The sequence below is a fragment of the Falsigemmobacter intermedius genome, from assembly GCF_004054105.1.
GTDB classification, from domain to species: Bacteria; Pseudomonadota; Alphaproteobacteria; order Rhodobacterales; family Rhodobacteraceae; genus Wagnerdoeblera; species Wagnerdoeblera intermedia.
In genome coordinates this window covers 1-18,731 of sequence record NZ_SBLC01000036.1, presented here as the reverse complement: position 1 = coordinate 18,731, position 18,731 = coordinate 1, and the positions used below count along the sequence as shown (strand labels likewise).

17 protein-coding genes and 2 pseudogenes are annotated in these 18,731 nt (G+C 60.3%); 12 read left to right on the top strand and 7 right to left on the bottom strand.

Features of this window, described 5'->3' with window-relative positions; genetic code table 11:
• Positions 1-121 precede the first annotated feature (121 nt).
• From EP867_RS16230 to EP867_RS16215, 4 genes are all read right to left on the bottom strand, one after another.
• Entirely contained in the window at positions 122-601 is a 480-nt protein-coding gene (locus tag EP867_RS16230) for a hypothetical protein (protein WP_241656938.1), read from the bottom strand.
• The gene (locus EP867_RS16225) at positions 598-1,191 is read right to left on the bottom strand and encodes a recombinase family protein (protein ID WP_128490518.1); all 594 of its coding nucleotides are present in this window, start codon (positions 1,189-1,191) and stop codon (positions 598-600) included. The genes EP867_RS16230 and EP867_RS16225 overlap by 4 nt, the downstream gene beginning before the upstream one ends.
• 128 nt (positions 1,192-1,319) lie before the next feature.
• Positions 1,320-1,931: a plasmid pRiA4b ORF-3 family protein gene (locus EP867_RS16220; protein WP_128490517.1), complete on the bottom strand. Its 612-nt coding sequence runs from the start codon at positions 1,929-1,931 to the stop codon at positions 1,320-1,322.
• An 8-nt stretch (positions 1,932-1,939) separates the two neighbouring features.
• A complete protein-coding gene (locus EP867_RS16215; RefSeq protein ID WP_128490516.1) occupies positions 1,940-4,828 on the bottom strand; it encodes a Tn3 family transposase in 2,889 nt (962 codons plus the stop codon).
• Positions 4,829-5,125: 297 nt separating this feature from the next.
• Here EP867_RS16215 and EP867_RS16210 point away from each other — a divergent pair, with 297 nt between their 5' ends.
• The 5 genes and pseudogenes from EP867_RS16210 to EP867_RS16195 all read left to right on the top strand — a co-directional run bounded on the left by EP867_RS16210 (position 5,126) and on the right by EP867_RS16195 (position 9,186).
• Entirely contained in the window at positions 5,126-5,368 is a 243-nt protein-coding gene (locus tag EP867_RS16210; RefSeq protein WP_128490515.1) for a DUF983 domain-containing protein, read from the top strand.
• Positions 5,299-5,481, top strand: a complete 183-nt coding sequence (locus EP867_RS20545) for a DUF983 domain-containing protein (RefSeq protein ID WP_128490514.1) — start codon at positions 5,299-5,301, stop codon at positions 5,479-5,481. The genes EP867_RS16210 and EP867_RS20545 overlap by 70 nt, the downstream gene beginning before the upstream one ends.
• 128 nt (positions 5,482-5,609) lie before the next feature.
• Positions 5,610-5,756, top strand: coding sequence for a hypothetical protein (locus EP867_RS19900; protein WP_164888910.1), 147 nt, complete (start codon positions 5,610-5,612; stop codon positions 5,754-5,756).
• A 686-nt stretch (positions 5,757-6,442) separates the two neighbouring features.
• Positions 6,443-7,246: pseudogene (locus tag EP867_RS16200) on the top strand (IS3 family transposase); the annotation flags it as partial.
• Positions 7,198-9,186 carry a BCCT family transporter gene (locus EP867_RS16195; RefSeq protein WP_128490513.1) on the top strand — a complete coding sequence of 663 codons (1,989 nt, stop codon included), beginning with the start codon at positions 7,198-7,200 and terminating at the stop codon, positions 9,184-9,186. The pseudogene EP867_RS16200 and the gene EP867_RS16195, both read left to right, overlap by 49 nt.
• A 508-nt stretch (positions 9,187-9,694) precedes the next feature.
• Here the strand turns inward: EP867_RS16195 and EP867_RS16190 are convergent.
• Entirely contained in the window at positions 9,695-10,729 is a 1,035-nt protein-coding gene (locus EP867_RS16190) for an IS110 family RNA-guided transposase (RefSeq protein WP_128490523.1), read from the bottom strand.
• Positions 10,730-10,817: 88 nt separating this feature from the next.
• Between EP867_RS16190 and EP867_RS20510 the strand changes: the two are divergent.
• A pseudogene (locus EP867_RS20510) lies at positions 10,818-11,000 on the top strand (dihydrodipicolinate synthase family protein); the annotation flags it as partial.
• 35 nt (positions 11,001-11,035) lie between these two features.
• Here the strand turns inward: EP867_RS20510 and EP867_RS16180 are convergent.
• Positions 11,036-11,713, bottom strand: coding sequence for a GntR family transcriptional regulator (locus EP867_RS16180; RefSeq protein WP_128490512.1), 678 nt, complete (start codon positions 11,711-11,713; stop codon positions 11,036-11,038).
• Positions 11,706-12,401, bottom strand: a complete 696-nt coding sequence (locus EP867_RS16175) for a GntR family transcriptional regulator (protein WP_128490511.1) — start codon at positions 12,399-12,401, stop codon at positions 11,706-11,708. The genes EP867_RS16180 and EP867_RS16175 overlap by 8 nt, the downstream gene beginning before the upstream one ends.
• 192 nt (positions 12,402-12,593) lie before the next feature.
• Between EP867_RS16175 and dctP the strand changes: the two genes are divergently transcribed.
• From dctP to EP867_RS16145, 6 genes are read left to right on the top strand one after another with little or no spacing between them, the layout of a single operon-like run.
• The gene (dctP, locus tag EP867_RS16170; RefSeq protein WP_128490510.1) at positions 12,594-13,586 is read left to right on the top strand and encodes a TRAP transporter substrate-binding protein DctP; all 993 of its coding nucleotides are present in this window, start codon (positions 12,594-12,596) and stop codon (positions 13,584-13,586) included.
• 56 nt (positions 13,587-13,642) lie between these two features.
• Positions 13,643-14,155, top strand: coding sequence for a TRAP transporter small permease (locus EP867_RS16165; RefSeq protein WP_128490509.1), 513 nt, complete (start codon positions 13,643-13,645; stop codon positions 14,153-14,155).
• A complete protein-coding gene (locus EP867_RS16160; RefSeq protein WP_128490508.1) occupies positions 14,152-15,453 on the top strand; it encodes a TRAP transporter large permease in 1,302 nt (433 codons plus the stop codon). Before EP867_RS16165 ends, EP867_RS16160 begins: the two co-directional genes overlap by 4 nt.
• 15 nt (positions 15,454-15,468) lie before the next feature.
• Entirely contained in the window at positions 15,469-15,897 is a 429-nt protein-coding gene (locus tag EP867_RS16155; protein WP_128490507.1) for a type II 3-dehydroquinate dehydratase, read from the top strand.
• A gap of 3 nt (positions 15,898-15,900) precedes the next feature.
• The gene (locus EP867_RS16150; RefSeq protein WP_128490506.1) at positions 15,901-16,743 is read left to right on the top strand and encodes a shikimate dehydrogenase; all 843 of its coding nucleotides are present in this window, start codon (positions 15,901-15,903) and stop codon (positions 16,741-16,743) included.
• Between the two features lie 24 nt (positions 16,744-16,767).
• Complete coding sequence (locus EP867_RS16145; protein ID WP_128490505.1) at positions 16,768-18,648, top strand: bifunctional sugar phosphate isomerase/epimerase/4-hydroxyphenylpyruvate dioxygenase family protein; 1,881 nt, start codon at positions 16,768-16,770, stop codon at positions 18,646-18,648.
• Positions 18,649-18,731: the final 83 nt, after the last annotated feature.

Sequence of the window (18,731 nt, the reverse complement as noted above, 5' to 3'; positions counted from 1 at the left end):
GCCTAAAGCGCCGTCGCCGATGGCCAATTTCGGATCCTGTTTTAAACCGCGCTGCTTCAGGTCGGCCCAAAGGGCCCGAAGCTGCATATTTGGGCTTTTGCCGGAACAAATGCGGTACGGATCACGGGTCTGACCGCAGGAGGTACATGGCGACATTATCGGCGGGGAACTTGAAGCCCCGCCCATCCGACACGCGTTCAGCACTGACAGGATATTTCGGCCTGTTGGGGTTGATGGCGACGATGCGGAACAGTTCATCCTTCGACCGGAAGGTGCGACCATAGTCTGAGGGCTCCAGCCCGAAATGAGGTGCGAGAACCTCGAACATGGCCTTGTTCGGGGAATAGATCGCGCCGTCCTCCTGCGGGATGCCGACGCGGAAGCTGATCTCAAAACTGTGGCGCAGGTCGATATCCGTGAGATCGCCCCCTTCGACTGTCAGTCCGTGCGTCTCTGCCACAGCGAGGCATGCCTTCATCATGTCCCGGCGCAGCCGATCGCAAAGCTCTGGGGTCAGGTTACGTGGGGGTTGCACCTTGACCCGTGTTTGCGCAGGCGCCTTGGGCGCAGAAGGCTGTCGCTTGCGCGGGGGCTTTTTCATGCAGTCGGCACCTCTGTGATCTCGTTACTCGTCAGCATTTCAGCCTTTGCTTTATAGACAGTACCGCGCGAGATCCCCATCTCGCGGGCAATTTCCGTTGGGGAGAGGCCTGCACCGAGTTTGGTCTGAATGGCCGCCATATCGATCTTCGGCGGGCGACCTCGATAGACCCCTTTCCGTTTAGCAACCTTGATGCCTTCGGCTTGCCGCTCCCGACGGAGGTTGGTCTCGAACTCTGCAAAGACCCCAAGCATGTCGAAGAAGGCCTTGCCCGCAGCGGTCGACGTATCGACAGGTTGCTCTGTCGCCGCCAGATGCGCACCCTTTTCTTTCAGCCGCGCAACGATGGTCTGGAGATCCTGCATCGAGCGGGCCAGTCGGTCGATCCGAGTGACCACCAAGGTTTCACCTGGATGGATAAAGTCGAGGATCGTCTTCAACTCAGGTCGACCATCAAGGGTAGCCCCGCTCTTTTGCTCGGTGCGGACCATGCCGCACCCGGCCGCTTTCAAGGCAGCAATCTGCGCATCGAGGTTCTGATCGACGGTCGAGGTGCGCGCGTACCCGATTTTGGCCTGATAAGTGTTCATTTTGGGTGTGCCTCTGACATGACCTGTTCATTATCTCGAAACGGACCCAAAGTGAACACAAAAGCGGTTTGTTTCAGTGTTCACGCGAGATATCATTATAGGCATACCCAAAATGACGAACCTGAAGACTACTCCATCCAAAAATTTCGCTCCCGCCGTTTCTGGGTCTGCAACTTCGTGAAGCGCTCCCTGACAACATCGGCGTGGATTTCATCATGAGCCCAGTCAACGTATCCGGCTTCCTTCGCCCAATCATGTTCTGGGTGGCTTGCGTCCTCGCGCGCCTCCTTGAATGCCTCGTACATCGGTGGGCCTCCGATATCCTCTGGCGGGGTCGCCCATTGACCGCCGACAAAACGCGGCAAGGGCTCGTTCGGCACAACGCGGCGCTTCGAGATCAACTCAACCCGGTGCATCCAGTCATCACCAAAGTCATAGGTATAAATGACCGGCGGCACCTTGGTTTTTAGGAAAAAGTCGACCTTCTTCGTGGTCACTTCCATTACGGGCGGTCCCCACATTGGCTCGACCCAAAAGTCCTCGCTCTTCATCTGGTATTTGCGGTCACCGATCCCGAAGTCCCACAGGTGCATGTCATACCATAGGAAAGCCGCCTGAATGGCGTCGTGCAAATGTGGCAAGGTCTTGTCCGATCGGATCTCGATCTCCCGCCACGGCGCAGGCTCCACGTGTTCAAGGGTAATTTTCAGCCGCAAAACTTGGGGGTCTTTTTTCGCCATGAGCGCCTCTATGCGGCCATGCGTTCAAAATCGATCCGCTTATCCAGATCGACCTCGAAGCGGCCATAAGGGTTGATGTGCAGGTAGATGAGCGGGGACAGGCCGCGATAATCTTCCGGTGACAAGCGTGCGGCCACGTCGGGATTGCGCAAGATAGACTGCACCATCCTCGTGTTCACATAGACCAGCGATGACTGCAGAAGGTGCAGCGCATGGGCGGCAGTTTCCTGATCCCGTACGCGGTTGGTGGCAATCTCACCACCTTTGCCAAAGAACACAAAGCTGTTGGCGCTATTCCAGTTCCCCACGACATTCAGCCCTTCGTGGATTTCCCTGCGGAAGGCCTCTGAGCGCAGATACCGGCATAGAAAAATCGTCTTGATGGCGCGGCCAAGCTCTGCCAGCGCCTTGTAGGTGGGGTGCATCACGTTGGAACGGGCGAACCGGCGCAGGATAGCCTCAGGATCAGCAGTGCCGTGTTGCATGGCCGCAGCGTATTTGACCATTTCGTCATACTGACGCTCGATCTCATCCCAATCAACGACGCCTGATAGAATTGGCAACAGATTGGGCAGTTGCGCCCGCATACCCGTACTCGGAAGGGCCAGTTTCTGTCGCGCGATAGCCTTGAGACGCGGTGCAAGCTCGAAGCCCAGAAGGTGGCAGAAGGCAAAGCCGACTGCGCTTTGGCCATGGCTGTCGACATAGTGCCTCTGGATTTCCATATCCGTGCAATGTCGCAGGACGCCTTCGATCATGGCTGCGACTTCAGAGGATGAGCAACGCTTCAGTTGCGAATAGATGCAGGTCGCTTGGCGCTCGACATGCCAGTAGATCATGACACCCCGCCCGCCATAGCGCGCGTGCCATTCGGTCATCAGGTTACGATCCCAAGCTCCGAACTTGGTGGAATCTCCCGCACAAGTCGTCCCCGGCATGCCCCAGACCTCTGGGTTACGGATCGCAAGCGTTGCATTGGCAACCTGCGCGCAAGCCGCTTTCAGGGAGGCCGGATCAATATACCGCCTCCGAATGTGCAGAAGTTCATCATAACTGACATCGGATGAGCCTGATGCCACCCGTTTCAGGCCCGCATTCGTTCCCAACCCATAAAGGCACAGCAGCAGGCGTTGATCTCGAACGGCTGACGGCAATGCTTCCCGGCTGGCCGAGGTCTGAAAGCTTCCCAGAAACCCGGTATCCAGCGCCGTTTCCTTCAGCACATCGAGCAGCCCCGTCATGGGCCAGACCCGAGCGACTTCGCTTTTCAGCGCAGCCAAGCCGGGAGGCTCAGGAACTGGAGCCAGCGGGGTAACTGAAATCCGGTTTTCCCCACTCCACCGCAGGCGCACCTTATCATTGTCAGGCAACCTCGCATTCAGCAGGAAAAGTTCCTGCTCCAGGTCAGCCTTCACGCGTGCTACGAAGCCCTTGGAATCCTGCGGCAGCCTCAGATCCGCGTAATAGTCATCTCGTCGTTCCGCAAAGTCCCCCGGCAGATCATCATCCGGATTGCGGTACCGGTCCGCGCCCTCAATCCAGATTTCTTTGGCACGGATGCGTTCCCGCAGTTGCGTCAGCACACAGAGCTCAAAGGACACAACATTGACCCGGCCGTTCTCCTCAATGACTGTGTTGCGCCATTTCCCGGGGAGAATCCCTGCTGGAGTATCATCTTCAGAAACCACCCGACGACCAGCTTCCGCAAATCGGATAATCTGATCCAAGGCGGATAATATCGGATGCCACATTGCGTTGTTCGACCGAAATCGCAAAGCCCGGAGCAACGGTGGCAACATGCGGCGGTAGTGGCTGGCATATGAGTTGCGCATGGTTTGTTGGATGCGCGTGTCCAAGGTACCCTTGGCGCGATGTGCGTCAATGACTGCCCGGAGCTTACCCGCTCCGGCGATAGGGAAGATAACGTCTTCAATCCGGCCCTCGGGATGATCCAACGCGGCCATGGCGATCTCGACAAGCAACCGTTCCTTGCCGTGAACCGCGCCCATATCAGCCGCGATGCCCTGAATGACCTTGCGGCGCGATCGTGTTCCCAGACGATGAACCACCTCTAAAAGCAAATCAATGAGGCCGTCGATCAGCTGCGAGCGGCGATGCATCAGGTAGACCGCAAGAAGTCCGAGGCGCTTCTCGGGGGCATGGCGGCGCATTTCCGAGGCGGTTTTACCTTCTACCTGACGCGCAAGCCGCGCAATCCATCCCCGCTCAACCCTATCAAGAACAGCCATTGGTAGATCGAGGCCATCGACAAAGGACACCTTCCTAGCTGCCAGCAACACGCTTTCCAGCGTTGCCGCGCCCACATCATCCTTCAGTCGCTGAAACCCCGTATTGGCTAAAGGCTCCAAGAGCACCCATTCCAGTTGCTCAATGGTTTCGGCGTGGAGCAGCGCACCTACACGCATCAGAAAACCATCGCGAAAATCCCGGCGGGCAGCGCGGGCAAGGCGTTCCATGATCTTGTCTGACGGGACAAAAAGGCCCATCTGCCGCGTCTGGTCAAAACCACGTTCGATCCAGCCTGCTAAGTTCAGGTCCTGCCCACCAAGCTGCTCAATCATCCAGGCCTGGAGGTTGGCGCGGTCACGATCAGAAGCTCGACGAAATCCAAGGAAATCGAGAATGCCCGCACGTTGCCGCCGCGCGGTATCACTGGAAAATGAGTAGGAAAGATCGTCTGTTGCCCCAATCTGATCCGCAACGTACGCGATCACATCAGGGTCAAGATCACTGCGGTCGGCAGGAAACCGTGCATGTTGGCGAAAAAAGACGAGCTGGCATGCAATCGCTACCCGAGACTTCGCCCCAAACCGATTGAGAAATTCAAAATCGGAATACGAAAGCCCCCACACCGTGGCAAATGCTTGCTCTGTCATGACACCTCCAGACGCAAGCATCATCCAACATCAGGTCTGGCCGTCAATCAGCCTTTTGTTCTCAACATGTTCTCTCAAAAGCCCAAATATGCAGCTTCGGGCCAGCCGGGCCTGATTGACGCCACCGGTGGTGCGCGGCTTTAACCGTTTTGGCGCCGGGTCTTCACAGCCTCTACACGCCAATATGAGGGCCGCAGCACTCGACGACGCGCGGCCTGCTGTGCCAGAGTTATCGGGACGGCAGGCCCGCCGCCAAAGATCCGTCCTGCCGCGCGCAGGCCGGGGCAGGGGAGCGTTATGGAGACACGCAGGACCACCGAAGCCATCCTTCGCGGCGCGCGCAGCCGCTGCCCGAACTGTGGCAGGGGCGCGCTGTTCCAGGGCTACCTGAGCAAAGTCGATCGCTGCGCCGTCTGTGGTGAGGACTACACCCGCATCCGCCCCGCCGACGGCCCGACGTTTTTTGTGCTTTGCATCACCTGCCTGCTGCTGATCCCGGCGCAGATCGTGACCTTTCACCTCGCGGGGAAAACATCCTGACGGGGCTGATTGCCCTTGCGGTCGTTATGTCGGCGCTGACGCTGGTTTTGCTGCGCCCCGTGAAGGGCGCGGTGATCGGTCTGCAATGGGCGGGGCGGGATTATCAGCGCTAGGGGCGGATCCCCAAGCTATGACATTTTCGCACAGGCTATGTGCGCAGGGCATGGCTTGTTTATCTTTCCGTGCCCGATACCATTGCGGGACGCGTAATACATATGCGTCCTGTCAAATGGAGACATGCATGAAACGGATTTCCCTTGTGAGCGCTTCGATCGGCACGCTGCTGCTGGCTGCCTGCGCACAACAGCCCGCCCCCGCACCGGTTGAATATGTTCAGGCCGCCCCGGCTGTCAGCGTTGAGCCGACCCACACCGGCAAATACAAGTAAGCTTTGCCGCCACCTCACGCCGGGCTCACAGCGGATCGCCTGAACGTTAACAGACTTTTCGCCGCAGATATGGCAGTCTGAGGATATCGTTTGGCGCACCGCATGCCGCAGAAAAGCTTTCGGGCTCGCGCACCGTGCTGATGGCCAATTCGATTGGGACAAGGCACCCTGAGGGGTGCCTTGTTTCGTTTGCCACCCCGTCGGGTCAGCCGCGCTGCGGACTGGTAAGTGAGCTGATCATCATCCGGGAAAAGAGCGCTTTTGGGTGCCCCAGCCGCGCGGTTGAGGGGCCAGCTCCCACGGCGTCTTTTCGGTGGCCATCATGCAACCTGCCACCGGAATGCTGCGCTGGCGTGGAATTTTGACTGAGGCTGCAGGTAAACCCGCATCCTGTACAGGATTTCCGACCTGAAGATCGACCGCCCGGCCCCCCGCCAACTGTGCCACATGGCAGGGCGGTGGCCCTGACAGCGCCAGCCGGTGAGAAGGGTGGCGCCAGGGGTGCCGGCGTGTGGTGTGCAGGGCTTACACGGCTTTGCAGCGGCTTTACCGTTCCGGCCAGCGGTTCCGGGCGGTGGCTGAGACCATCTGCGATGGTGGTTCGGCTCCTCGTCGTAGCCACCGTCCACTGTAAGGGCGCGGGGTGCCAGGGAGGAATGCACCCGGGAGAACAGGCCCTCCGCAGGATGTGCAGCGATTGGACGGTGTCGATCCGGCAGGCTTGTGGGGCCATAGGATTTGACCGTTCGACGTTTCACTACAAATCCCGCCGCACCGATCAGGCTGCTGTTGCGAAGCGCATCAGAGAGATCTGTGAAACGCGTGTCAGGTATGGCTACCGGCGCGTTCATGTCCTTCTTGATCGCGAAGGCTGGGGTATCAACGTCAAGAAAGTCTATCGCATTTACAAAGAGTTGGGCATGCAACTCAGACATAAGACACCGAAGCGGCGAGTGAAGGCAAAGCTTCGGGAGGATCGCGCTGTGGCAGTCGGGCCAAACGAGGTCTGGGCAATGGACTTTGTTCATAACCAGCTGGCAACGGGAAAGAAACTGCGTGTCCTGACCGTCGTTGATACCTTTTCCCGCTACGTGCCAGTTCTGGACGTTCGCTACAGCTACCGCGGCGAAGATGTTGTCGCGACGCTTGATCGGGTTTGCCGAACAGCGGGCTATCCCAAGACGATCCGGGTCGATCAGGGCAGCGAATTCGTTTCGCGGGACATGGATCTCTGGGCTTACCAGCGAGGGGTGATCCTCGACTTCTCCCGGCCTGGAAAACCGACGGACAATGCCTTCATCGAAGCGTTCAATGGACGCTTCCGGGCGGAGTGTCTGAACCAGCATTGGTTCCTGACACTTGCGGATGCGGCAGAAAAGTTGGAGGCTTGGCGTAGATACTACAACGAAGAGCGACCACATGGCGCGATCGGAGCCCCGTTATGTTTAAGCCCTTTGTCATCAACCCGCCGGTGTTCTTTGGCGCTTTGATCATCATCGGCCTTTTTCTCAGCGTCGGGATCTTTCTGCCAGCCCAGGCCGAGGCCATTTTCGGCGGGCTGCAAAGCCGGATCCTGTCGGGCTTTGGCTGGCTTTATCTGCTCTCGGTCGGGATTTTTCTGGCCACCATGCTGCTCCTTTGCTTCAGCCGGTTTGGCGATCTGCGCCTTGGGCCGGACGATTCCACCCCGGATTTCAGCTTTAAATCCTGGGTGGCCATGCTCTTTGCCGCGGGCATGGGGATCGGGCTGATGTTTTACGGCGTGGGCGAGCCGATGACGCATTATCTGGCGCCGCCCACCGCCGAGCCTGGCTCGGTGGCGGCAGTGCGCGAGGCGATGTCGGTGACCTTTTTGCACTGGGGCATTCACGCCTGGGCCGTCTATGCGGTGGTGGGGCTTTCGCTTGCCTATTTCGGCTATCGTTACAATCTGCCGCTGACCATCCGCTCGGGTCTCTATCCGCTGCTGAAGGAGCGCATCAATGGCCCCATTGGTCATGCCGTTGATATCTTTGCGATTGTGGGCACGGTCTTCGGTCTTGCGACCTCCATGGGGGCGGGGGTTACGCAGATCAACTCGGGGCTGAGTTTCCTGCTCGGCGTGCCCAATTCCCCCTCGGTTCAGCTGATGATCATCGCCCTGGTGACGGGGCTTGCGATACTTTCGGTGTTGAGCGGCCTTGATCGCGGGGTGCGGATTTTGTCAGAGCTGAACCTGCTGGTGGCGATCTTACTGATGCTGTTCGTGCTGCTGGTGGGGCCCACGGCCGATCTGATGCGGGATTTTGTGCAAAACCTCGGGCTCTATCTCGACAGCATTCTGCTGCGCACCTTTAATATCTACGCCTATGACCCAACCCCCTGGATTGATGCCTGGACGCTCTTTTACTGGGCCTGGTGGATTTCCTGGTCGCCCTTTGTGGGCATGTTCATTGCGCGGATTTCCCGGGGCCGCACGGTGCGCCAGTTCATCACGGCGGTTCTGTTTATCCCGGCGGGTTTCACCTTTGTCTGGATGACCGTCTTTGGCAACACGGCCATTTCCATTGACCAGGGCGTGGCGGAAGGCGCGCTTGGGGCTGCGATTGCAGCCGATCTGTCCGTGGGGCTGTTTGAGTTTTTCACCTATCTGCCCTTCCCCGCCATCACCTCGACCCTGGCGATTTTGCTGGTGGCGATTTTCTTTGTGACCTCGGCGGATTCGGGGGCCATGGTGATCGACACCATCTCCGCTGGCGGGCAGACCGAGACGACGCTGGTGCAGCGGGTGTTCTGGTGCCTGATGTCGGGGCTGGTGGCGGCGGTTTTGCTGCTGGCAGGCGGGCTTACGGCGCTGCAGTCGGCCACAATCGCCAGCGCGCTGCCGTTTATCTGCGTGATGCTGGCCCTCTTGTGGTCGCTGCTGGCGGGGATGCGGGCCGATATGGCGCAGCAAAGCACCAGCCGCGCCCTGACCGCGCCGCCCGCCAGCCCGGCTGCGGGGCTTTCCTGGCAAAAGCGCCTTGGGATGATCCTTCATGCCCCGACCGAGCGTGAGGTGCGCGGCTATCTCGCCGGGCGCGTCCGCCCTGCGCTCGAGCAGGTGGCGCGGGAGCTGCAATTGATCGGGCGTGAGGCCCATGTCGAGGACGGCGAGGAGGGCGCCGTGGCCCTGCGCTCGCAGGCCGAGGGGGCACGGGACTTTGTCTATGGCGTCTCGCTCGCCAGCCATCCGCTTGCGGTGCTGTCGCCGCTGGCCACGGGAAAGCCGGAACTGCGCTATGAGGCGCGCACCTATTTCGCCACCGGCGAGCGCGGCTATGACGTTATGGGCATGACCCAGGAGCAGCTTCTGAGCGACATCCTCGGCCAGTTTGAGCGTTATGTCAGCCTGATGCAGTCGCCCGCGGTGCAGCTGATGCAAAGCGCACCGGAGCATGAGGGCAACTGACTCCGCGGTCACCGCAGGGCGCAGAGGCTCCGTCAGGGGCCTTTGACCCATGGCGTCAGGACGAGGACAGACTCCATGCACGACCCACAGGGCCTGCCCAGGGCTGCACAGCGGCTCAAGCCCCTGTCAGATCTGACGGAAAAAGTATTATCGAAATTTGGGAATACTACGGTGTACAGTATCAATATGTGAGAACTGTCGATACCAAACTGCCCATCCAGTGCTGATCTGACGTTACTTCGGCTCTGATGTTGTAACCGCCCCCCGACGGCATCTTTGTGCCAAGGTGGGATCGTCATAATCCATTAGGGAGGCGGTCATGTGTCAGGCCTATGCGTGGGATGATAACTCCCTTGGCCGGTATGGGATCCGCAGACTGTGATCAAAACATCAGAACGAGCTTTCTGCTCTCGATGTAACCCTGATTTCCACAGTCCCGATCTTTCCGATCGATTTCATACACGCTTCAGCTTCTCTCGCATTTTCGAGGTCTTCCTACTGCCAAGGTCTATCCTGCCAGATGAGGTCCTCCCCGAAACTCTTCATTCTTTGCAATAAGCGCCCATAACATGCGCGCCATCTTATTCGCCAGTGCGATGGCCACGAGCATGCGCGGCTTACGTGCCAACATTCGTCCCAACCACGACCCTTCAGCGGGTGGCCTGATCTTGGTGCCCGAAATGACGGCCATGGCTCCAATGATGAGCAACCGTCGGATATCGCGTTGACCTGATTTGCTCGTCCGCCCTAACCTGATTTTGCCGCCACTCGAATGCTGTCGTGGCACCAGCCCCAACCACGCCGAGAAGTCGCGGCCTCGGTGAAAACATTCCATAGGGGGCGCGAAGGCGGCCAAAGCCATGGAGGTTATAGGGCCGACACCGGGTATCTTCTGAAGCCGTGCTGCAAGGTGGGACTGGCGGCTGGCTGCATTAATTTTCACATCCAGCTCCGATATGCGCCGGGACAGATCATCAATCTGGTCAAAGAAAAGCTGTGCCATCTGGCAAACGCTGCTCGGCAGCGCATTCCCTTGGTCGTCCGTCAGCTCAGATGATTTCAGCTTGTCGAGCTGCTCTCGGCCTTTGCCGAGAGCCAACCCAAATTCTGCAAGATGCCCACGAAGGGCATTGATGGTTTGGGTGCGCTGTCCAACCAGCAGATCGCGCATTCTGAAGATCATCCCCAGTCCTTGTTGCTCTGGGCTTTTGACCTCGACAAAGCGCATCGTTGGTCTGCTCGCCGCCTCGGCAATTGCTTCAGCGTCGGCCATGTCATTTTTCTGGTTCTTGACGTAGGCTTTGACAAATTTGGGCGCGATCAGGCGAACGTCATGACCGAATGTGGCCAATGTCCGCGCCCAGTAATGAGCGGTGCCGCAAGCCTCCATTGCAACGCGACATGCAGGATGCCTTTGCATAAATGCCAGGAACTGCTTGCGGGACAGCTTCTTACGGAACATGACTGCCCCGTCAGACGTCGCACCGTGCAACTGAAAAACCTGCCTGGCCAGGTCAACGCCAATGAGTGAAACTTCCCTCATCATAGCCATATCCTCCCAAGTGTTTGTGGCAACATAATGCCACAAGTGCCGTCAGGAGGGGCTACCCAACCCATCATCAGAGCCTCTCTACCTGCCCATCCTGCGCCATGAGCAGCAGCCGGGGTTTGGTCTTGGGGTACGCAAATATATCCTGATGCGGCGCGGCGCCATTGCCTCGGCGGCGACCCGCGCCCCGGGGCCGAAGTTGTCGGCCCAGGATGCGGCAGAGGCCGATCGCCTGATGGCCCGGCTGGAGCCGCATTGCAAGGGTGATCCATCGCGCAGGGACGACAGATCGGGCGGGGCTCAGCCCCCGCCTTTTTCCCCGCTCCAGCGTTGCAGGGCATGCTCCACCCCGGCGCGGATGTGGTGACGCAGCAGGCCCACCGCGCCTGACACGTCCCGCGCGAGTGCCGCCTCGCAAAGTGCGCGATGCTCTGCGCGGGAGGCTTCGACCCGAAAGGCCAGCGCGATCATCTGATAACGCAGGTATTTGTCAAAAACCTCGGCGTGGGTCTGCATCATCACCGCAGAGCCGCAGGCCGAAATCAGCTCCTGATGAAAGCGCCAGTCCGCTTCCCGCCAGAGCGCAATATCGCTGCGATCCCCGGCCTCAAGCCGCTCTTCATGACTGTCGAGGCGGTGATGCGCGGCGATCACCTGGCTCTCCCATTCCAGGTTGCCGCGCGTAAAACTGCGTGCAAGTGCATGCTCTTCGAGCAGCAGCCGCAGCCCCGCGATTTCATGCAGCCCTTCGGCAGAGATCGGCGCCACCTGAAAGCCGCGCTGCCCCTCGGCCAGGACAAAGCCGTCACTGGCCAGCCGCGACAGCGCTTCGCGCAGCGTGCTGGCGGCCACACCATAGCTTTCGCGCAGCTGCTCAAGCCGCAGCTTTGCACCCGGCGCCAGACGGCCCTGAATGATGTCACCGCGCAGCCGGTGATAAAGCCCCTCACCCACGCCGGGGCGGCGCACATCACTCATCGCAGACTCCTTCGGCCTCAGCAAAGAGGCCGTTTACAACCGTATACTCGATACAGGCCGAGATATGGCGGCTCAGGATCTGCTGCGCCCCGGCCACATCCCGCGCCAGCGCCGCCTTCAGCAAAGCATCATGTTCGGCCGCGGCCACTTCGCCGCGAAACATCACCAAAAGCACCTGATAACGCAGAAAGCGGTCAAAAATCCGCTCGTGAACCCCCAGCAGTTCCGCAGAGCCGCAGGCCGAAATCAGCGCCACGTGAAATTCGCGGTCATAGCGTTTCCAGGCCGCCGTCGCCCCGCGGTCGCCTGCCAGCATCCGCGCCTCCATCCGGGTGAGTTTGTGATGCGCAGCCACCACCCCCGCCTCCCAGTCGAGATCGCCCTGCGCGAAAGACAGGGACACCGCGTGGCATTCCAGAAGACTGCGCATTTCGGCAATATCGCGCAGTTCCGCCGCCGAGATGCGGGCCACCTCAAAGCCCTTTTGCATCTCAAAACTGATCAGCCCCTCGGCACTCAGCCGCCCCAGCACCTCGCGCAGCGTGGTGACCGACACGGCATAATCCTCGCGCAGCCGTTCCAGCCGCAACCGCAGGCCCGGCGGCAGACGCCCGAAAATGATGTCACCGCGCAGCCGGCCATAGACCTGCTCACCAGCCGATTCGACCGCCTGCTGATTGGGATACATGGGCTCCTCCTGCGGTCTATTTCACCCGCAGAAGCCGGGGGGCGCAAGGGCTGGCCGAGGAAATCAACGGGTAAACTGAAAAATATCCGATGAAATATGAATCCCTGGTTGATTGAAAAATAATCCGATGCAACACTTCTTACGGAACAGGACCGCCGGGGAGGGCTGGGCCTGTCTCTCAGGGAGGACAGTATGAAGAACAGACTGACGCGACGGGGTTTCACCGTCCTGGGCGCGGCTGCGCTCGCCACGCCGTTCCTCGCCCGCATGGGGCAGGCACAAACCGGACAGAAGATCCGCTTCTCGGCGGTGTTTTCCGAGCAGGACATCCGCGCCCGCATGATGGCACAGTTTGCCGAAGCCATTGGCAAGGACTTTGCCTATGAAGGCTTTTACGGTGGTGTGCTCTTCAAACAGGGGACCGAACTGGTTGCCCTGCAGCGCGGCAACCTTGAGATGTCCAACATCGCGCCGCAGGATATTTCCAACCAGGTTCCGGCCTGGTCGGCGCTGACCTCGGGCTATCTGTTCCGCGATTCCGCGCATCTGACGAAATTCTTCGCCTCTGATGTCGGCGCGGAAATGAAAGAGCTGGCTGAGAAACAGCTTGGTATCAAAATCCTCGGGCCAACTTTCTACGGCACCCGCCAGATCGGGCTGAACAGCACCAAAAAGATCAATACGCCCGCCGATCTTGCCGGCGTCAAGCTGCGGATGCCCGGCGGTGAAGCCTGGCAGTTCCTCGGCTCTGCGCTTGGTGCGAACCCCACGCCCATGGCCTATGCCGAGGTCTATACCGGCCTTCAGACCGGGGCGATTGACGGCCAGGACAACCCGTTGCCCAACGTCGACAATATGAAGTTCTACGAGGTGATGAAACAGATCGTCATGACCTCGCATCTGGTGGCCTTTGATCTTCTGGCGGTCTCGGGCAAACTCTGGGAAAGCCTCTCAGACGCGCAGAAAGCCGCCTTCCAGAAGGCCGCAGATGAGGCGATCGCTTATTCGACTGCCGAGCATGACAAGCGCGAGGCGGAACTGGCCAAAAGCTTCGCTGAGAAAGGGCTCGACGTTTATACCCCCGATGTCGACGCTTTCCGCGCCCATGTGCAGAAGGCCTATCTCGACTCGGCGCTTGCCAAAGACTGGCCTCAGGGCCTGGTTGAGCGCATCTCCGATCTGTGATCCCGGCAGGCTGCGCCCTGCTTCGGGTGCAGCCCCCGGCCCTGCGAGGGGATCTCATGTCTTATCAAAAGCCTGCAGCCTGGCTTGCGCGCCGGGCCGAAGATGTGGTGGTGGCGCTGCTTCTTTGCATGTTCCTCGTCTTTCTGGTGCAGATCGTCTCGCGCTATCTGCTGAACTGGCCGATTGGCTGGACCCATGAGGTCAGCGTCATGCTCTGGATCTGGCTGGTGCTCTTCGGCTCAGCCTTTGTGATCCGCGATGTTGAAGAGATGCGCTTCGATCTGATCTATGGTGCGGTCGGCGATAAGACCCGTCGCCGCATGGCGCTGGTCACCTCGGCGGTAGCGGTGGTGGTGCTGGTGCTCTCGATGCCCGCCACCTGGGATTATGTGACCTTCATGAAGGTGGAAAAGACCGCCTATCTGCGGCTGCGCTTTGACTGGCTTTATTCGGTCTATCTGATCTTCGCGGTCGTGATGATCACGCGCCATCTCTGGATCGGGTTCCGCGCCATCTATGGCAAAGCGCCTGACGCCTTTGACCCCACGAAAGCGAGTTCCGGCGTATGAATTTCTCGAGCCCCTTCGCGCTGACGATCTATGCGCTGACCGCGCTCGCGCTGCTTGGCATGCCCATCGGGCTGTCGATGATCATCGCCTCAATCGGTTATCTGTGGATGACCGGGATGGATATGGGCACGGCCGCCGAGCAGTTTCTGAACGGGATGTATTCCAATTACATCATCCTGGCGGTGCCTTTGTTCATCTTTGCCGCCGAAATTATGAACTCCGGCTCGATGACTGAGCGGCTCTTACGGTTTTGCAATGTGATCGTGGGCCATCTGCGCGGCGGGCTGGCCCAGGTCAATGTGCTGCAAAGTCTGATCTTTGCGGGCATGTCGGGATCGGCCATTGCCGATGCCGCAGGCTCGGGCCGGATGATGCAGGCCATGATGACCCGCGAGAACCGCTATACCCCAAGCTATGCCGCCGCGCTGACGGCCGTGACGGCGGTGATCGGGCCGATCCTGCCACCCTCGATCCCGATGGTGGTCTATGCCCTCGTCTCGGATGCCTCTATTGGCTATCTGTTTCTGGCGGGCGTGGTGCCGGGGCTGATCATGACCGCCATGCAGATGGCCCAGGTCGCCTGGGATGCGCGGCGCCATAATTTCCCCGTCGAAGAGCGGGTGCCCATGCGCGAAATCCCCCGCGTCACCTGGGGAGCCTTCCCGACACTGCTCATGCCGGTGATTTTGCTGGGCTGCATCTACTCCGGTGTGACGACACCGACCGAGGCCGCAGCCCTTGCCGCCGCCTATGCGGTTCTGGTCTCGACCGTGATTTACCGCAGTCTCTCCTGGCGAGAGGGCTATAACGCGGTGCTGATCTCGGCGCGCACTTCGGCCTCGATCGGGATGATGATCGGCGGCGCGCTGGTCTTTAACTATGTCGTCACCGTCGAGAACATCCCCGAGACCCTGCGTGCGGTGATGCAGGGCTGGGAGCTGACGCCGCTGCAGTTTCTGCTGCTGGTCAATGTGATCCTGCTGATCCTTGGCTGTGTGCTGGAGGGCACGGCCGTTCTGCTGATCATCGTGCCGGTCTTTATCCCGACGGCTCAGGCGCTTGGGATTGATCTGGTGCATTTCGGCGTGGTGGTCGTGGTCAATATCATGCTGGGCCTTGTCACTCCGCCCTATGGCATCTTGTTGTTTATCATGACGAATATCGCTGGCACGCCGATGAAATATATCATCCGCGACTGCCTGCCCTTCCTTGGATGGATGGTGCTTTGCCTCGCGCTGATCACCTATTTCCCCGATCTGGTTCTGTGGCTTCCGCGCCTTGCGGGCTATGGCAGCTGACATGTGAGAGACCCGATGACCCTCTATATTCTGAACGGCCCGAACCTGAACCGCCTTGGCAGACGTGAACCCGGGATCTACGGCCATACCACGCTCGCCGAGATCGAGACCTGGTGCCGCGAGGCCGCAGGAAGCACCCCGGTTGAGTTTCGCCAGAGCAATTATGAAGGCCAGATCGTCGACTGGATCCATGAGGCCATCGACAACGGCGCGAAGGCCATTCTGATCAACCCCGCCGGTCTCACCTTCACCTCAGTGCCGATCATGGATGCGTTAAAAATGTTCCCCGGCCCGATCATTGAGTTTCACATCTCCAACGTGCACCGCCGCGAAGCGGTCTATCATAAATCCCTGATGTCGCCGGTGGTGACCGCGGTGATGGCGGGGCTTGGACCGCGCGGCTATATCCATGCGGTACGTGCGCTGACCGAGATGGCTGGCTGAGCCATGCTGCAGGTCGCGCTGATCGGCAGCGGTATCGGGCGCTCGCGCAGCCCGGCACTTCATATGGCCGAAGCCAGGGCCCAGGGCTTTGCGCTGGACTATGCGCTGATTGACCTGCAGGCGCGGGGCCTGAGTGCCGCCGCCCTGCCCGATCTTCTGGCGGAAGCTGAGGCGGCGGGGCTGTCAGGTGTCAATATCACCCACCCCTGCAAGCAGCAGGTCATGGCCTGTCTTGATGAGATGTCGCCCGATGCCCGGGCCCTTGGTGCGGTCAATACGGTGGTGTTTCGAAACGGTCGCAGGATCGGGTATAACACCGACTGGTCCGGATTTTTTGAGAGCTTCCGCAGGGGTTTACCCGGCGTGCCGCTGACAGAGGTTTTGCAGATGGGCGCAGGCGGTGCGGGGGCGGCGGTCGCCCATGCCTGCCTGGCCCTTGGCGTCGGGCGGCTCTATCTGCAGGACGCAGCCCCCGGTCGCGCCGCGCAGTTGGCTGAGGCGTTAAACGCCCGCGCAGGCCGCACCTTTGCGACCCCCGTCGGCCATGCCGCTGAGGTCACGCCCCGCATCAACGGACTGATCAACACCACTCCCATGGGCATGGCCGCGCACCCCGGCATGGCGCTGGACCCGGCCCTGCTGGACCCGCGCCACTGGGTCGCCGAGATCGTCTATTTCCCCCTCGAGACCGAACTTCTGCGCGTCGCCCGCGCTCTTGGCTGCCGCACCCTTGATGGGGGCGGCATGGCGGTTTTTCAGGCCGTCGGCGCCTTTGAGCTTTTCACGACGCATAAAGCCGAGCCCGAGCGGATGCTGGCGCATTTCGCCACTCTGCCGCCCCCCTGACCCTGAAAGGCTGCGGAGCCCGCCATGAAAACCTCGATTGCGACCGTTTCCATCTCCGGCACCTTCCGGGACAAACTGTCCGCCATCGCCCAGGCGGGCTTCGACGGGATCGAAATCTTTGAGCAGGATTTCCTCGCCTCTGATTTTACACCCGAAGAGGTGGGCCGCATGGTGCGCGACCACGGGCTTGAGATCACGCTCTTCCAGCCGTTCCGCGACTTTGAAGGCCTGCCGGAGCCACACCGCGCCCGCGTTTTTGCCCGCGCACGGCGCAAGTTTGAACTGATGAACCAGCTTGGCACCGATCTGGTGCTGATCTGTTCTTCAGTGCATCCCGCCGCCATGGGCGGTATCGACCGTATGGCAGCGGACTTCCGGGAACTGGGTGACATTGCCGCCGCTTACGGCATCCGCCTCGGCTTTGAGGCCCTGGCCTGGGGCCACCACATCCATGACCACCGCGACGCCTGGGAAGTGGTGCGCCGCGCCGATCACTCCCATGTCGGTCTGATCCTCGACAGCTTCCACACCCTCGCGCGGCGGATCGATCCCGAGACCATCCGCACCATTCCGGGCGATAAGATCTTCTTTGTCCAACTGGCCGATGCCCCGGCCATTGAGATGGACCTGCTCTATTGGTCGCGCCACTTCCGCAATATGCCCGGCGAGGGCGATCTGGATGTCACCGCTTTCACCCGCGCTGTTCTGGCCACCGGCTACAACGGCCCGCTCAGTCTTGAGATTTTCAACGACCAGTTCCGCGCGGGCCTGCCGCGCCTGGTGGCCAAAGACGGTCTGCGCAGCCTCAGAGCGCTGACCGATGCCGCCCGCCGGGCCGAGCCTGCGCTTTCCCCTGATCTCCCCGATTTTCGGGCCCCTGCCCCGGTCGAAGGCATTGAATTTATAGAGTTCGCTACCAGCCGGGGGGAGGCGCCGGCGCTGGAAGCTTTCCTCAGCAGCGCAGGGTTTGCCCGCGCGGGCCACCACCGCAGCAAAGCCGTCACGCTCTGGCGCCAGGGCGAGGTGAACGTTCTGATCAACACCGACCCTGCCGGCTTTGGGCATTCGGCCTGGGCTACCCATGGCACCACCGTCTGCGAACTCGCTCTGCGCGTCCCCGACGCCCGCGGCGCCGCCGCGCGGGTCATGGCGCTTGGCGCCCTGCCGCATCACGAAAAGCGCGGCGCAGGAGAACTGGATATCCCGGCCCTGCGCGGTATGGGCGGCTCGGTTTTGCGCTTCGTCGACCACAAAAGCGGTCTGTCGAAGCTGTGGGAGGTGGATTTCCAGCTCGATCCGACACCGCAGCCCGCCACCGGCATCACGGCGGTCGACCATATTGCGCAGACAATGAACTATCAGGAGATGCTCAGCTGGTCGCTGTTTTACACCACAGGTTTCGGAGCCGAGAAATCGCCGATGCTGGATGTTGTCGACCCGCATGGTCTGGTGCGCAGTCAGGCGCTGCGCAGCGGCGGTCTGCGCGTCACTCTGAACGGAGCCGAAGCGCGCGCCACCCTGGCCGGGCGTTTTATTGAGGAGACCTTTGGCGCATCTGTTCAGCATGTTGCGCTGAAGTGCACCGATATTTTCGCCACGGCCAGGAAACTGAAGGACCTTGGCTTCCCGTTTTTGCAGATCGGCGCCAATTACTATGGGGATCTGGAAGCCCGCTTCGGCCTTGAGCCGGCAATGACGCGCCGCCTGCAGGAATATGACATTCTCTACGACGAGGATGCCGCAGGCCGCTTCTTTCAGATATTCAGCCGCACCGGCCCCGGCGGGTTCTTTCTGGAAATTGTCTGCCGCGATGGCGATTACGACGGCTATGGCGCGCCCAACGCCCCCTTCCGGATCGCCGCGCAAAAGCGCGACAGCCGCCCCGCTGATATCCGTTCCCAATGAGACACGGGCCGGATGGTCCACACTAGCAACTGTATCTCTCACGCCGTTGCGGCGGTCCATTTCTGCCGGCTCTTGCACAGGGT